Consider the following 14327-nt stretch of genomic DNA (forward strand, 5'->3'; position numbering starts at 1 on the left):
ACAGTACGGCTCAACTAGGGAGCAGTAACATGGGTAGCACATCAGATAAAATCGCCGGTACAGCCAAGGAAGTTGCTGGCAAGGTCAAGAAAAACGTCGGCGAAGCAACCGGCAACAACGAGCTGCGCGCCAAGGGTGCCGCTCAGGAAACCGAAGGCAAGGTACAGAAGAACGTCGGCAAGGCCAAGGATGCGGTCAAGGGTGCCGTTGATCGTATGTAATGCCGCCTGACGGGCTCCCGTGTCTTTGATGCGGTGCTTTGGAGCGCATGTGTTATCGCACATGCGCTCTTGTCGTCTGGAGGCCTGAAGGGCGGGTTTGTTACGCCTTTCACGTTGGTCTCTTATATTCGCCTTCACTCAACTCATCCACCGCAAGGGTTTCATGAATGAAGCTTTTTTCCTGCGCTTCCTGTGGCCAGCCAGTCCACTTCGATAATCGTTTCTGCGTCTCCTGCGGCCATCGTCTGGCCTTCGTGCCGGATCGCCTCTCCATGGAAGCGCTGGCGCCTGCGGGTGAGCCGAACTGGCAACTTATCGCCCAGCCGGAAAGACAGGTGCGTTTTTGCGCCAATGAGGTGAACGACATCTGCAACTGGTCGGTGCCGGCGGAAAGCCAGAACGCATTTTGCCCGGCGTGCAGCCATAACCGTCTCGTGCCGAATATCGCGACGGACAAGGGCATCGAACAATGGCGCGGCATCAGCCAGGCGCAGCGGCATTTGTTTTATTCGATATTGCGTCTCGGCCTGCCGCATCCCAACCGCGATGCCGATCCTGTCGGTGGGCTAGTCTTTGACTTTCTGGTCGACGAGGTCGCACCTGACGGTTCCGTCATTCCCGCCATGACCGGCCACGACGAGGGCCTGATCGCCATTCGCGCGGCAGAGGTGGATGATGCGACGCGCGAGCAGGTGCGCGCCAACATGAACGAGCCCTATCGCACCATGCTTGGCCATTTCCGCCATGAGGTCGGGCATTTCATCTGGAACAAGCTGGTTCGTGATGAGAACCGACTGGAGGCCTGCCGCGCGGTATTCGGCGACGAGCGCGAAGACTATGCCGCGGCACTACAGCGCAATTACGAGCAGGGGCCGCGCCCCAACTGGCAGGAAACCTTCATAAGCGCCTATGCCTCCGTGCATCCCTGGGAGGATTTTGCCGAATGTTTCGCGCATTATCTGCACATCGTCGACACGCTGGAAACCGCGCGCGCCTTTGGCGTGGCGATAGATCCCGATGGACATGAGGAAATGGCGGCGGAGGTCACTTTCGATCCCTATAATGCCCGTAGCGCCGCACAGCTGGTCAAGGCCTGGATTCCGCTCAGCGTCGCCATCAACTCGATCCAGCGCAGCATGGGGGAGGCGGACCTTTATCCCTTCGTGCTGGCCCCGCCTGTTGTGAGCAAGATGGAGTTCATCCACGACCTGCTACACGGCAGGATCGACGCGATGCCTCAACAGCAGACGCAGCAGTTCGCGATGGTGCAGTGAATAAGGGACACGAGAAGTCATAGTCAGGAAACGCGCCGTTTCCTTCTCCCGTCATTCCGGCTCAATGCCGGAATGACGGCGGTGGATGGAGTAGCCCTTTACCACCCCATATTCCAATACCTTTTACGAAGCCCGCTTCGTCGGCTGGAACCGCTCCCGCAGAAGCTTCAGCGCCGCATCGCCGGAAACCGGGGTGCCGAACAGGAAGCTCTGGCCGAAATGGCAGTTCATGCGTGAGAGTTCCGCCGCATCCTCAGGCGTTTCAATGCCTTCCGCCACCACCTGCATATCGAGCGCGCGCGCCATGGCGATAACGGAGCGCAGCAGCACGTTGCGCTTGTCGCTGGTATTGGCCACCAGTGCCTTGTCAAGCTTGATCGTGTCGAAGGGGAAGCGGGTGAGATAGGCAAGTGACGAATAGCCGGTGCCGAAATCGTCCATGGCAAGGCTGATGCCCGTTTCCTTCAGCTTGGAAAGCACCAGCCGCGCCTGTTCCGGGTTCTCCATCACCACGGATTCCGTCAGTTCCAGCTTAAGCTGCTGCGGATTACAGCGCGTTCGCGTCAGCATGCCGCGCACGTCGTTATACAATTCGTTGTTCAGCAGTTGCGCGCTGGAAATATTGACGGAGATGAAGATCGGCATCTTCTCGATGGAATGCTGCCAGTCCATCAGGTCGGTCGCTGCCCGTTCCAGCGCAAACATGCCGAGCGGTTCGATCAGGCCGGAGGCTTCCGCGATAGGGATGAATTCGCTCGGCGGAATGTTGCCGCGTTTGGGGTGTTCCCACCGCATCAGCGCCTCGAAACCGGCCAGCGCGCCATCGTCAAGCTTGACGATGGGCTGATAGGCGAGCGACAGCTCCTTGCGCTCGATGGCGCGGCGAAGATCGCTTTCCATTTGCAGGCGGTCGGTGCCGGACGTGCGGAAAGCGGGACGGAACGGCTCGACGCGGTTTCCTCCGGCCCGCTTGGCGCGGTACATCGCCAGTTCCGCATCGCTCAAGAGACCTGCGGCGCTTTCCTGCTGGTCGATCCATGAAACGAGGCCGATGGAGGCGGTGAGGATGATTTCGCGGTTGGCGAAATTGATCGGTACCATGATCGCCTTGTTCACCGCATCGGCGAAATCGGCCACCCGTTGCGGATCGCGCTCCGAGGTCAGGATCAGGCCGAATTCATCGCCGCCGAGACGCGCCAGCGTATCCTGCGGTTTCAACAGACGGCGCAGACGCCGCGTCAGCGCGATGAGGATATTGTCGCCCGCAGCAATGCCGAGCGTATCGTTGACCAGCTTGTAACGGTCGATATCGATCGCCATCACCGTCGGGCGCACGCCGTCGCTTTCAGGAGAGAGGTTGAGGATCGATTGCAGGCGGTCGAGGAAAACCTGCCGGTTCGGAAGCCCGGTCAGATTGTCGTTCATCGCATCCTGCAACAGCCGCTCCACCGAGTTCTTCTGCTCGGTGATGTCGGTGATGGTGCCGACGCAGCGGATGATTTCGCCGTTGGAGCCGAGAACCGGGCGGGCGCGGATTTGCAGCCAATGGAAATGTCCGTCTTCAGCGCGAATGCGGAATTCGTGATTGAGGCGGCCCTTGCGATGGTCGAGCAGCACGTCGAGCGTTGCCTTGAACCGGTCGCGATCGTCGGGATGCAGGCGCGGCAGCCAGTTGCGCGCAGCACCATGCATCGTGCCGGGCTCCAGCCCCAGACGGTTGGAAATGTCAGGCGTGGTGACGATGCGGTCGCGCGTCACGTCCCAGTCCCACACGGTGTCGCCGCTGCCCGTCAGTGCGAGAGATTGCCGTTCGAGATCGGAAAACAGGCCCTGCTGATAGGCGCTGCCGGCAAAGGCATGCTGGATGACGGTGAAGCCGATCAGAAGCACGATCAGCACCAGCCCGCCGCCAAGCGCCGGCTGCACGATGTCGTTGTCCAATTGTCCGGTCACCGTCAGCCAGCTGCCGAACAGCCAGACGAGGATGAGCGCCCAGGACGGAACGAGCAAAATCGCCCGGTCGTAACGGTTGAAGCCGAGATAGACGATGAGCGCGATGCCGGCCGTCGCCGTCAGCGCGAAGGAGACGCGCGCGATACCGGAGGCGACCGAAGGATCGTAAATCGCGACGCCGAACAGCAGCGCCAGACCCACCACCCAGGCAAAGGTCGCATAACCCAGATGAGCGTGCCAGCGGTTGAGATTGAGATAGGTGAACAGGAAGACCACGAAGCTGGAGGCGAGAGCCACTTCGGCGCCCGCCCTCCATATTCGCTGATCGCTGGATGTGACGGTGATGAGTTTTTCAAGGAAGCCGAAATCGACGCAGATATAGGCGAGCACCGCCCAGGCGAGTGCGGCCGACGCCGGCAGAACCGAGGTTCCCTTGACGACGAACAGGATGGTCAGGAGCACGGCCAGCAGGCCGGCAATGCCGAGAACGATGCCGCGATAGAGCGTGAAGGCGTTGATCGTATCCTTGTAGGCTTCCGGTTCCCACAGATAGATCTGCGGCAATTGCGGCGTCGACAGCTCGGCGACGAAGGTGATGACGGAGCCGGGATTGAGCGTGATGCGGAACACGTCGGCATCCGGGCTTGGCTGCCGGTCAAGCGCAAAGCCTTCGCTCGGTGTGATCGCGATGATGCGCTGCGAGCCGAGATCGGGCCAGAACAGCTTGGAATTCACCAGACGGAAATGCGGTGCGACGATAACGCGCTCCAGCTGCTCTTCCGAGACGTTGGCGAGCGCGAAGACGGCCCAGTCGCCCTGATGGTCGGTGGAGCTGGCGCGCACCTCGATACGGCGGCGGATGCCATCCGGACCGGGCGCGGTCGAGACCTGAAAGGCTTCACCCTGATTGGCATAGATATCGGTTGTCGCGGTGAGATCGAGCGCCGTATCGTCACGGGAAATCTTCACCGGCTCGAAGGCGTAGGAAAGAGACGAAAAAAGCAGGAAAAACAGGAAGAACGGCGCAGCCAGTGCAATTGCCGCCAGACGTTTCGACAGGCACGGCGCAGAGTGAGTGTAAGTCATGTATCGTACTTCGTTCCACTGGAGCTTTGCTTGTCGGCAAGAAGGGAAAACATCGTATGATCCCGCCATTGGCCGTTGATTTTCAGATATTCCCGCAAGAGGCCTTCCCGCTGGAACCCGGCATTTTCGAGAAGCCGGATGCTTTTGAAGTTTTCCGGAATACAGGCTGCCTCGATACGGTGCAACTGAAGTCCGTTGAAGATATAGGGTATTACCAATTTTAATGCGGCAGACATATGGCCTTGCGCGGCGTAGCGTTCGCCCACCCAATATCCGATCATGCAGCTTTGTGCAGCACCCCGCCTGATATAACCGATGGTGATGCCGCCAACGAGCAACGTCTCCTTCTCGAATAGCAGAAACGACACGGCGGTGCCGGAGGAAAACTCCTGGCCGTTGCGCACCACACGCGTGCGGAAGGAGCCTTCCGTCAGTTCGTCCGGGCGCCAGGTGGGTTCCCACGGCTGGAGAAACTGCCGGCTTTCCGAGCGCAGAACGTGCCACTGCTTGAAATCGCCATAGCGCGGCAGTCTGAGAAGATGGTTGGCGCTGCGCAGTTCCGGGGTGTCGTTATGTCGGGAAAGAAAACGCAGCATTCACCATCCCTGTACGGAAAGAAACCGCAACCCTCAGCCGTTCGCCTTTATCCTTGCGGGCTGCTGCGCGGAAAGCGCGGCAGTAATATCTGAAAGAGGCGGCAGCTGTTCGAGCGGGCCAATTGCAGACAATGTCGGAACTGTATCGAAAAACAGCCGTCCTGCAAGATCGGTAAGGCGTTCCCGCGTGATGTCGTTCAGGCGTTCCATCATCTCCTCATTGGGGATGGGTCGGCCGTAAAGCATCATCTGCCGTGCCATCTGGCCGGCACGGGCTGCCGGGCTTTCCTGACCCATCAGCAATTGCGCGCGGATTTGTGCGCGGGCGCGGTCGATTTCTTCCTGATGAATGGTCTGGGAAGACTTGCGCAACTCGTCGACGATGACGGGCATCAGTTCCGGCAGGTCGTTGCCGCCGGTCGCCGCATGCACGCCGAAAATGCCGGTGTCGGAAAAACCCCAATGGAAGGCATAAACGGAATAACAAAGGCCGCGGGACTCTCTCACTTCCTGGAACAGGCGCGATGACATGCCGCCACCGAGAATATTGGCGAGAATTTGCGAACAGTAGAAATCGCGGGCGTGATAGGCCTTGCCCTCGAAGCCGAGAAGCACCTGCGCGTCCATGAGGTCACGGGTCTCGCGGATTTCCCCGCCGGTATAGATCGCCTTTTCGAGAACCGGCGTTGTGACCGGCAGCTGTGGCAGCGAGGCAAAACGTTCTTCCACCTGCTTCACGAAGCTCTGGTGATCGACAGCACCTGCTGCAACGACGAAGATGCGGTCCGTCGTATAGTTGCGGGCGAGATAATGCCTGATCTGGGCGCTGGTGAAGGATTGCACGGTTTCCGGAGTGCCGAGGATCGGGCGGCCGATGGTCTGGTCGCGATAGGCGACGCCGGAAAAATTGTCGAAGATCACATCGTCAGGCGTATCGGTGGCGGCACCGATTTCCTGGAGGATGACGTTTTTCTCGCGCTCCAGCTCGTCTTCGTCGAAGAGCGATTCCGTCAGAATGTCTGCAAGAATATCGACGGCGAGCGGAACGTGGTCTTTGAGGACGCGGGCGTAGTAGGAAGTTGTTTCCGTCGATGTCGCGGCGTTGACTTCGCCGCCGACATTTTCGATCTCTTCGGCGATCTGCCGGGCGGTGCGGCGCGCCGTACCCTTGAAGGCCATATGCTCGAGAAGATGGGCGATGCCGTGCTCGGCAGTCGTCTCGTTGCGGGACCCGGATTTGATCCACACCCCAAGAGCAACGCTTTCGAGATGAGGCATTCTTTCCGTGACAACGGTCAACCCGGACGAAAGCCGGGTCACATTAACTCTCATATCAAGTCTTTCCGCGTCTCTATTTGCCGGCGCGTGCGTGGCTGCCGATGAAGGTTTCCACCGTCTTCAGCTCTGCGTCCAGAATGTCGAAACGCTCCTCCCGGTTCATAATGTCAGCTAGCCATACTGGAAGCGCCGGGTCGATTGCGCAAGCGGATTTTACGGCGGCCGGGAATTTAGCCGGATGGGCAGTGGACAGGACCACCATCGGGCTTGATGCCTTTTCGTGTTTTTCCGCCACAAAAACGCCGGTCGCCGTATGCGGGTCGATCAGGTAACCGTTTTTCTCAAGCGTGTCGCGGATCGTCGCCGCCACCTGCTTTTCGGTGGCGCGGCCGGCGCGGAAATCCTTCTTGATGAATTTCAGCGCATGCGGCGGGATTTCAAACGCGCCGGATTGCTTGAGGCCATCCATCGACGCCTTTACCGCAGCGGAATCGCGGCCATAGGCTTCAAACAGCAGCCGCTCGAAATTGGATGAGATCTGGATGTCCATCGAGGGCGAGGTGGTGGGCGTGACGCCGCGCATCTCGTAACGGCCGGTCTTCAGCGTGCGCGCCAGAATGTCGTTGTCGTTGGTGGCGATGACAAGCTTGTCGATCGGCAGGCCCATCTTCTTGGCGACGTAACCGGCGAAGATATCACCGAAATTGCCTGTTGGAACGGTGAAGGAAATCTTCCGGTCGGGACCGCCGAGCGACAGGGACGCCGTGAAATAATAGACCACCTGCGCCATGATGCGCGCCCAGTTGATGGAGTTGACGCCCGAAAGCTTGACGCCGTCGCGGAACTTCGCGTCGTTGAACATTTCTTTGACGAGGTTCTGGCAATCGTCGAAATTGCCGTTGATCGCCAGCGCATGCACGTTGGAGGCTGTGGAGGTCGTCATCTGGCGCTGCTGCACCGGAGAGACCTTGCCATTGGGGAAAAGGATGAAGATGTCGGTGCGCTCGCGCCCGGCAAAGGCGTCGATGGCTGCGCCGCCCGTGTCGCCGGACGTGGCGCCGACGATGGTGGCGCGCTCGCCACGCTCAGCCAGCGTATAATCCATCAGGCGGGCGAGAAGCTGCATCGCCACGTCCTTGAAGGCAAGTGTGGTGCCGTGGAAAAGCTCCAGCACGAAGGTGTTCGGGCCGGTCTGCGTCAGGGGTGCTACGGCCGGATGGCGGAAAGTCGAATAGGCGTCGTCGATCATCGCCCTGAACTTGTCGGCCGGAATTTCACCGCCGGTGAAACGGTAGAGAACCTCAAACGCGATGTCCTGATAGGACTTGCCGCGCAGGTTGCGGATTTCCTTTTTCGACATGGAGGGCCATTCGCGCGGCACGTAAAGCCCGCCATCACGGCCAAGGCCCGCCAGAAGCGCGTCGCAGAAACCAAGCGAAGGGGCCGCACCCCTGGTCGATACATATTTCACGAGATAGTCCCTTGTCGTTTACCGGTCTGTCCGTTGCCGTTACCGGCTCTTTATCAGCAGCATCCCGCCGGAATGAGGCGATTGGCGAGGTAATGAAGGGCTTTTTTGAAAATTCAAGCAAAACCAAACATGCCAATCGATTTTTTCCAGCGTCGCTGCTATAGACCATCGCCAACCTGCGTGAAAGGTCAATAAACAGCGTCTCCGGTTCGGTTCCGGGACAATGGAGAGGGAATTAGAAGAGTGTCAGGGAATTTCTTGCGTTTGTCCGCCGCGATGTCGCTTCTGGCCGTTGTTGCAGGATGCAATTCCTCCAATCCGTCAGACTCGCTTGCCGTCAACCCTCCGGCGGCGCAGGCAAATGCCGTTGCCCCGGTGGTGCAGGCCAACTGCCCGGCGGTCACGGTTCTCGATGCCAATGCCGTCCACCGCGTCTATGCGGGTGGCGCAAAGGACGATCCGCAGAAACTCGCCTATCAGGTTTCGCTGTCAGACACGACGCGCTCTTGCACCGCGAACGAAACCACGCTGACGGTAAACGTGCTGGCCCAGGGCCGTCTCGTTCCCGGCCCGATGTCGAAGCCCGGCCGCGTGACCGTGCCGATCCGCGTCACCGTTAAGGACGGCGACGGCGAGATTTACGGCGAAACGACCAATTTCGCCATCGACGTTGCCGCAGGCGGTGCCGGCACGCAGTTCATCTTCAACAACGATCATGTCGCCATTCCCAACGGACCGGGCGGCGCACCGAGGTCGGTCAGTGTCTATATCGGTTTTGCCGAGCAGGGCGCAAAGGGCAAGACCAAGCGCCGGTGATTTGACGGACTGAGAATTAAAAAACCGGAGACTGCTTGCTACAGGCTCCGGTTTTTTGTCGAATGGAAACTAATTTAAAGGCCGGCTGCTTTCCGCAGGGCGTCATTAATGCGGCTCTGCCATCCTTTGCCACTGTCGCGAAAACGCTCTACCACATCTTCATCGAGGCGCAGCGTTACCTGTTTCTTCGGTTTATCTACCGGCGGGCGACCACGCGATTTTCGGTACTCATCAATCGCTTCAAAAAATGCGGGGGGGAGAACCTCCTTGGCGGGGCGAGCATTCGCAAGCTCCTGATCCGTCATTTCCGGGAAATCCACCGCATTCCAGTCCGCTTCGGTATAGCCGCGTCCGGGTTTGAATTGTTTTAGTTTTGCAACTTTGGCCACGGCACCCTCCTTCTTTCCCTGGAACTCGCCCGTCGAAAACTGATGATGGATATCGCTTCTGTTCCTACAGTCGCAAAAACAACGGACATAGTCCCGTCCCGAAAATATCCGATCGCTTTGAAGCGCGAACTTCCCCGTTCGGTCAAGCTTTTCTCGATGATGGCGTTTTCCCAATCAAAGCCATCGATATCTTCAAAGTCGAAGCCGTGCTTCTCGATATTGGCGAGCCTCTTCGGCTCGTCCCATATGATTTTCATGAATTAATGTAGCTACATTTATTAAAATATCAATGCTGCTACTCAGATCATGAAACAAGCCCCGTCACAACTCAAAAAGCGCCTTCCCATTCCGCCATCGCTGCAATAACGGCGGGCAGGTCCTGCATGCGTGAAATCACCGTTTCCGCGCCCGCATCCGTCAACCGGTCGGCATGGCTCGGATAGGTGTGGGATGCGCCAGTGAAGCCGATGACGCGCATTCCGGCTGCCTTTGCACCATGCACGCCGTGCACGGAATCCTCGATTACCACGGCGCGATCCGGTGAAACGCCGAACTGGGCTGCGCCATGCAGGAAGATATCCGGCTTCGGCTTGACGCGGTCGGCTCCGAGATCCTTGGCGGAGTAGATATGAGGTGCGAAATAGGGCTTCAGGCCCACCTTCGTCAGCATCATGTCGAGGCGGTGGCTGGAGGAATTCGAGCAGATGCAGCGCGGTGTCGTCAGGCGCGACAGCGCGAACTTGACGCCCTCGATGATCTTCACGTCGCGTTCCAGCCGCGCGTCGAGCAGCTTTTCCGACTTGTCGAGCAGGGATGCGGACAACGGGATGCTGGCTTCGCTTTCCACCTGCAGGAGGATGTTTTTCCAGGTCATGCCGGCGAAACGCTCGCCCATTTCCTCGACGGAGATCGGATACCCGGCCTCGGTCAGAAGGCGGGACTCCACCTGTGCCGCGATGATTTCGGAATCGACCAGAACGCCGTCACAGTCGAAAATAATGAGGTCGAAGCCGCTCATGGGCGCTCCCTGTATCGGATTTGCCTTGGAAAAAGTGATGCCCGGGCTTTTAGACCAAGTCCGCGTCAAGCTCAACCGGCTGGCCCGCAAGGGTCGGTCGCGCCCGGCTCATAGCTGGGATTTGGCTTTGCGCGTTTCCTGCGTGCAAAAACCGCTACACAGATCAGCGCCGGATGCGTTATGGGATGTTATGCCCAAGACAGCGAAAACCAGACCCGAAGATACCATCGCCGCACGCATCAGCCGCACTCTGGCTGACCGCATCGTGCGCGGTGAGCTGTCGCCGGGTGAACGTCTGAGGCAGGATCACATTGCCGCCGAATTCGGCGCATCGCATGTGCCGGTGCGCGAAGCGTTCCGCAGGCTGGAGGCGCAGGGCTTGGCCGCCAGCATTCCGCGCCGGGGCGTGCGGGTCGCGGATTTCGGCCTCGCCGATGTGCGCGAAGTCGCGGAAATGCGCGCCGCACTCGAGGTTCTGGCGCTGCGCCACGCCATTCCAAACATGACTTCAGCCATTCTCGACCAGGCGGAGGCCGCCACGCTCGAAGGCGATAGCGCGGTCGACGTACAGCATTGGGAAGAGGCCAATCGCCGCTTCCACCGCCTCATCACGGCGCCTTGCAACATGCCGCGCCTGATGGAAGCGATCGACGGCCTGCATGCCGCGAGCGCCCGGTTCCTGTTTTCCGCCTGGCGGGCAGGATGGGAGCGCCGCACCGATACCGATCACCGCGCGATCCTCGACGCACTGCGCGGCGGCCGTGCCGAGGAGGCGGTGCGAATTCTCGACGGGCACGTGCAATGGATCGGCCGCAAGGCAATCCGCACGCCTTCAGGCTCGGTGCACGACGCCTTCGCCATCGTCGGATAGGCCGGGAACGATTGGCTGCGCTCGTTTGGACTCCGCCGGAAAAGTCGGTTATCGATATCCGCCCGCGATGACGATCCGCGGTTTGCGTAGGGAGCATGGATGGCTGCTGATACGGCGAAATCACGGAGCGGATTTTTCCTTTGTCCGCCGATCTGTTTCTTTCATCGGAAATGCGTCCCGTGACTGTCCGCCTTCGCCCCCATCACCTTCTCTGCATGCTGACCTATGTTGGGAAGGGATATACCTCCGGCTTTGTCGAAAACTACGACCGTGTCGCCACTCGGCTGAACGCCGGCGAAGAGGATATCGAGCTGGTCGATGGGCCGGACGATATCTGCGTTGGCCTGTTGTGCGAAAGCCATGCCCACTGTTTCAACGAGGGCGTGGTGCAGAGGGACGAAGCGGCCCGGCTTTCGGTTTCAACGCTTTTGAACGAGACAATCACCGCCGGAAAGCGGCTGCGGGCAACGCCGGAGCTGCTGGAGAAAATGCATCTGGCCTTCGCCGCCGGAGACATCCGGCAGGCCTGTCGCGGCTGTCAGTGGATTAGGCTGTGCGATCGCATCGCGGCATCAGGATTTACCGGCGTGAAGATTGGCGAGCCGCCGCCGCACCCGGCCGGGCAGCGGCTTGCTGCTACTCCGGTACATTCGTCTCGGTTCTCTCGGCGGCCTTGACCGTCGCCTTGATCTCCTTCGGTTCGCGTCCGGATTTCTTGTCGTAGCTCACCTTTACCGAATAATCGCCGGGATGCAGGGTCTCCTGATGCCGCGTGCCGTAACGGCCGGAAATTTCCTTTTGCGTGCCCTGGAGGTCCTTGGTCGTTTCGACGATGTCGATCCGCTCCGCACCAGGTGCCGTGATTGCCAGAACGCCAGCATCGAGGTTGAGGTTGATCTCGGTGCGTTTTCCGGCAGTTACGGTGAAGGGCTGTTCCACCGTGACCTTGCCCAGACGCGCGCGCATCACGAAATCGCCGGCAGGCATTTCCATGGTCTTGCCGGTGCCGTAAACGCCGTTGATGGTCTGGCGCGTGCCATCAAGCGTCTCCTTGGCTGAAAGCGCCTCGAAACGGATATCGTCCGTTTCCACTGCCTTGCCACCGTCCGTATAGGCGGCCTTGGCAACGACCACGCCGCTCGGGATGACAAGCTCGTGGCTGATCGTCTCGCCCGCCTTGATGGCAAGCGTTTCCTGCGCCCGCGCAGGCCCGATGCTGCCGGTAAGGAGGAGTTCGCCCGCCGGCACGAAGGTCGTGTTCTGGCCGTAGACGCTGTCCTTGAAATCGCCCTTTGTGATTTCGGTTTTCGCCTGGCTTTCCACATCGCCGCCGGGGCTGCGTTTTGGCACCACCGTCAGTTCCGCCGCGTCGAAATTCGCCTTTGGCCTTGTTAGGCTTCCCTCCTTCACCTCAAAGGGTATTTCGCGACGGATGTTGCCCAGCGCTGCCACGCCGACATATTTGCCCGCAGGCAGCTTCGCTTCGAAGGTGGCGTCGTAGGAGCCGCCGGCATTGACGTCGCTGCGCACTCCGGCCCGGTCGGCCTTGTAAAAATCCCACCGCACCCTGTCGCTGTTGCCGAGCGAGGTGCCGCCATCGAACAGCACAGCGTCGGTGACGACGTTGTATAGCGGTGCCGGCTCCTGCGCCCCCAAGCTTGACGGCAGCGCCGCCAGAAGAAGAGCCGCGGAAAAGGCATGCACTGAAAAAGAAGCCACTCGCGTTACGGACGTCATTGCGGATTACCCCCTGAATTGCCGGTATTGCCACAGCACCGACATGCGGAACAGGGCAACCCGTTGTGCACAACGTTTTTGCTCCACTTCAGGTTCCCCGCCCGCGCCAGCAAATTGCGCGTGTAGGCCGCAACAGCCATTTATTTCGCATTTTCCGTGACTTGTTCAGGCTTTGATAACCATCTTCGGTAACCATAAGCATCAGTAGAGAGTAAGCGTATGGAGCGAGTACCAATGGCAGCAGTTTTTCCGCTGGCCGATTTTCGGCGTGCCGGTTTTGATCGTGCGGGCGAGAGTGACGCCTGGAAAGACAGCATAATCAAAGGTGATTGTGTCGCTGCCTTGGATGCCCTCCCGAGCCAGTCGGTGGATGCGATTTTCGCCGATCCGCCCTATAATCTCCAGCTCGGCGGTACGCTTCACCGGCCAGATCAGTCGCTGGTTGATGCTGTCGATGACGAGTGGGACCAGTTCTCCTCCTTCGAGGCCTATGATGCCTTCACCCGCGCCTGGCTGCTGGCCTGCCGCCGCGTGCTGAAGCCGAATGGTACCATCTGGGTCATCGGCTCCTACCACAACATCTTCCGCGTCGGCTCCATGCTCCAGAACCTCGATTTCTGGATCTTGAACGATATCGTCTGGCGCAAGACCAATCCCATGCCCAACTTCAAGGGCCGCCGTTTCCAGAACGCCCATGAGACCATGATCTGGGCGAGCCGCGATCCTAAAGCCAAGGGCTATACCTTCAATTACGAAGCGCTGAAGGCCTCCAACGACGACGTGCAGATGCGCTCCGACTGGCTGTTCCCGATTTGCAGCGGCCATGAGCGGCTGAAAGGTGACGACGGCAAGAAGGTGCATCCGACCCAGAAGCCGGAAGCATTGCTGGCACGCATCATCATGGCCTCCACCAAGCCTGGCGACATCGTGCTCGACCCGTTCTTCGGCTCCGGCACCACGGGTGCGGTTGCAAAACGTCTCGGCCGCCACTTCGTTGGTATCGAACGCGAACAGGATTACATCGACGCGGCCTCTGCCCGCATCGCCGCCGTCGAGCCGCTCGGCAAGGCGGAGCTGACCGTTATGACCGGCAAGAGGGCCGAACCGCGTGTTGCCTTCAACACCCTGGTGGAAAGCGGTCTCGTCCGTCCCGGCCAGGTGCTGACCGATGCAAAGCGCCGTTATAGCGCCATTATTCGTGCCGATGGTACGATTGCATCCGGCGGGACTGCCGGCTCCATTCACCGTCTTGGTGCAAAGGTGCAGGGTCTCGACGCATGCAACGGATGGACGTTCTGGCACTTCGAGGATGGCGACCAGCTGAAGCCTATCGATGATCTGAGAACAATCATCCGCAGTGAACTGGCAAAGGCCTGACAGGCTAAAGCCCAAAAGGCTGAAGGCAACGATCCACCGCCCGCCATTGTCAGCATACGTCTCCGTCCGGTTTAGTACCTTCAGTCCCGGATGGAGAACGACCAACGCCCGGCACTTCGGTGTCGGGCGTTGGTATTTTTGAATATCTAAATTTAGCCAGACAAGTTTCGCGCAAGAGAACGGTCATAGTGTCCTACGCAAAGCAATGGTTGTGACAATCCGGTTCGGAAAGTTCACGAA

At 59.5% G+C, this 14327-nt stretch carries 14 protein-coding genes; 6 read left to right on the plus strand and 8 right to left on the minus strand.

The window, feature by feature from the left end; all coding sequences use genetic code 11:
- Positions 1 to 29 precede the first annotated feature (29 nt).
- Complete coding sequence (locus tag CRP02_RS14890) at positions 30 to 221, plus strand: CsbD family protein (protein ID WP_097101754.1); 192 nt, start codon at positions 30 to 32, stop codon at positions 219 to 221.
- Positions 222 to 388: 167 nt separating this feature from the next.
- Positions 389 to 1495, plus strand: coding sequence for a putative zinc-binding metallopeptidase (locus tag CRP02_RS14895; protein WP_097171593.1), 1107 nt, complete (start codon positions 389 to 391; stop codon positions 1493 to 1495).
- 123 nt (positions 1496 to 1618) lie between these two features.
- Here CRP02_RS14895 and CRP02_RS14900 read toward each other — a convergent pair whose 3' ends face one another.
- Genes CRP02_RS14900 through thrC form a run of 4 tightly spaced genes read right to left on the minus strand, consistent with a single transcriptional unit; the run spans position 1619 to position 7879 of the window.
- On the minus strand, positions 1619 to 4534 hold the full coding sequence (locus tag CRP02_RS14900; RefSeq protein WP_097171594.1) for an EAL domain-containing protein: 2916 nt from the start codon (positions 4532 to 4534) through the stop codon (positions 1619 to 1621).
- Positions 4531 to 5130 carry a GNAT family N-acetyltransferase gene (locus CRP02_RS14905; protein ID WP_003511814.1) on the minus strand — a complete coding sequence of 200 codons (600 nt, stop codon included), beginning with the start codon at positions 5128 to 5130 and terminating at the stop codon, positions 4531 to 4533. The genes CRP02_RS14900 and CRP02_RS14905 overlap by 4 nt, the downstream gene beginning before the upstream one ends.
- A gap of 33 nt (positions 5131 to 5163) precedes the next feature.
- Positions 5164 to 6462 (minus strand): M16 family metallopeptidase, encoded by a 1299-nt coding sequence (locus CRP02_RS14910; RefSeq protein ID WP_003511816.1) that lies wholly within the window; start codon positions 6460 to 6462, stop codon positions 5164 to 5166.
- A 19-nt stretch (positions 6463 to 6481) separates the two neighbouring features.
- Positions 6482 to 7879 carry a threonine synthase gene (gene thrC, locus CRP02_RS14915; protein WP_097171595.1) on the minus strand — a complete coding sequence of 466 codons (1398 nt, stop codon included), beginning with the start codon at positions 7877 to 7879 and terminating at the stop codon, positions 6482 to 6484.
- A 276-nt stretch (positions 7880 to 8155) separates the two neighbouring features.
- Here thrC and CRP02_RS14920 point away from each other — a divergent pair, with 276 nt between their 5' ends.
- A complete protein-coding gene (locus tag CRP02_RS14920) occupies positions 8156 to 8695 on the plus strand; it encodes a PilZ domain-containing protein (protein WP_179784152.1) in 540 nt (179 codons plus the stop codon).
- A 74-nt stretch (positions 8696 to 8769) separates the two neighbouring features.
- On the opposite strand, the gene CRP02_RS14925 is transcribed toward CRP02_RS14920, so the two are convergent.
- The 3 genes from CRP02_RS14925 to CRP02_RS14935 all read right to left on the minus strand — a co-directional run bounded on the left by CRP02_RS14925 (position 8770) and on the right by CRP02_RS14935 (position 10102).
- On the minus strand, positions 8770 to 9084 hold the full coding sequence (locus tag CRP02_RS14925) for a BrnA antitoxin family protein (RefSeq protein ID WP_097171596.1): 315 nt from the start codon (positions 9082 to 9084) through the stop codon (positions 8770 to 8772).
- Positions 9063 to 9341: a BrnT family toxin gene (locus CRP02_RS14930; RefSeq protein WP_097171597.1), complete on the minus strand. Its 279-nt coding sequence runs from the start codon at positions 9339 to 9341 to the stop codon at positions 9063 to 9065. The genes CRP02_RS14925 and CRP02_RS14930 overlap by 22 nt, the downstream gene beginning before the upstream one ends.
- A 71-nt stretch (positions 9342 to 9412) precedes the next feature.
- On the minus strand, positions 9413 to 10102 hold the full coding sequence (locus tag CRP02_RS14935; RefSeq protein WP_097101766.1) for an HAD family hydrolase: 690 nt from the start codon (positions 10100 to 10102) through the stop codon (positions 9413 to 9415).
- Between the two features lie 190 nt (positions 10103 to 10292).
- Here CRP02_RS14935 and CRP02_RS14940 point away from each other — a divergent pair, with 190 nt between their 5' ends.
- Together CRP02_RS14940 and CRP02_RS14945 are read left to right on the plus strand one after the other, a co-directional pair.
- On the plus strand, positions 10293 to 10973 hold the full coding sequence (locus CRP02_RS14940; RefSeq protein WP_013635630.1) for a GntR family transcriptional regulator: 681 nt from the start codon (positions 10293 to 10295) through the stop codon (positions 10971 to 10973).
- Positions 10974 to 11188: 215 nt separating this feature from the next.
- Positions 11189 to 11650 (plus strand): DUF1284 domain-containing protein, encoded by a 462-nt coding sequence (locus CRP02_RS14945; protein WP_097172786.1) that lies wholly within the window; start codon positions 11189 to 11191, stop codon positions 11648 to 11650.
- Here CRP02_RS14945 and CRP02_RS14950 read toward each other — a convergent pair.
- Positions 11610 to 12710 carry a hypothetical protein gene (locus CRP02_RS14950; protein WP_097171598.1) on the minus strand — a complete coding sequence of 367 codons (1101 nt, stop codon included), beginning with the start codon at positions 12708 to 12710 and terminating at the stop codon, positions 11610 to 11612. The two genes, CRP02_RS14945 and CRP02_RS14950, sit on opposite strands and share 41 nt — an antisense overlap.
- A gap of 234 nt (positions 12711 to 12944) precedes the next feature.
- Here CRP02_RS14950 and CRP02_RS14955 point away from each other — a divergent pair, with 234 nt between their 5' ends.
- A complete protein-coding gene (locus CRP02_RS14955; RefSeq protein WP_003511827.1) occupies positions 12945 to 14087 on the plus strand; it encodes a site-specific DNA-methyltransferase in 1143 nt (380 codons plus the stop codon).
- Positions 14088 to 14327 lie beyond the last annotated feature (240 nt).

The sequence above is a fragment of the Rhizobium sp. AN5 genome (assembly GCF_900215255.1).
Taxonomy (GTDB): domain Bacteria; phylum Pseudomonadota; class Alphaproteobacteria; order Rhizobiales; family Rhizobiaceae; genus Agrobacterium; species Agrobacterium tumefaciens.

Excerpts from the sequence above, each read along its gene's own strand:
- CRP02_RS14890 (WP_097101754.1), top strand. The coding sequence starts at position 30 with ATGGGTAGCACATCAGATAAAATCGCCGGTACAGCCAAGGAAGTTGCT.
- CRP02_RS14895 (WP_097171593.1), top strand. The coding sequence starts at position 389 with ATGAAGCTTTTTTCCTGCGCTTCCTGTGGCCAGCCAGTCCACTTCGAT.
- CRP02_RS14900 (WP_097171594.1), bottom strand. The coding sequence starts at position 4,534 with ATGACTTACACTCACTCTGCGCCGTGCCTGTCGAAACGTCTGGCGGCA.
- CRP02_RS14905 (WP_003511814.1), bottom strand. The coding sequence starts at position 5,130 with ATGCTGCGTTTTCTTTCCCGACATAACGACACCCCGGAACTGCGCAGC.
- CRP02_RS14910 (WP_003511816.1), bottom strand. The coding sequence starts at position 6,462 with ATGAGAGTTAATGTGACCCGGCTTTCGTCCGGGTTGACCGTTGTCACG.
- CRP02_RS14920 (WP_179784152.1), top strand. The coding sequence starts at position 8,156 with ATGTCGCTTCTGGCCGTTGTTGCAGGATGCAATTCCTCCAATCCGTCA.
- CRP02_RS14930 (WP_097171597.1), bottom strand. The coding sequence starts at position 9,341 with ATGAAAATCATATGGGACGAGCCGAAGAGGCTCGCCAATATCGAGAAG.
- CRP02_RS14935 (WP_097101766.1), bottom strand. The coding sequence starts at position 10,102 with ATGAGCGGCTTCGACCTCATTATTTTCGACTGTGACGGCGTTCTGGTC.
- CRP02_RS14940 (WP_013635630.1), top strand. The coding sequence starts at position 10,293 with ATGCCCAAGACAGCGAAAACCAGACCCGAAGATACCATCGCCGCACGC.
- CRP02_RS14945 (WP_097172786.1), top strand. The coding sequence starts at position 11,189 with ATGCTGACCTATGTTGGGAAGGGATATACCTCCGGCTTTGTCGAAAAC.
- CRP02_RS14950 (WP_097171598.1), bottom strand. The coding sequence starts at position 12,710 with ATGACGTCCGTAACGCGAGTGGCTTCTTTTTCAGTGCATGCCTTTTCC.
- CRP02_RS14955 (WP_003511827.1), top strand. The coding sequence starts at position 12,945 with ATGGCAGCAGTTTTTCCGCTGGCCGATTTTCGGCGTGCCGGTTTTGAT.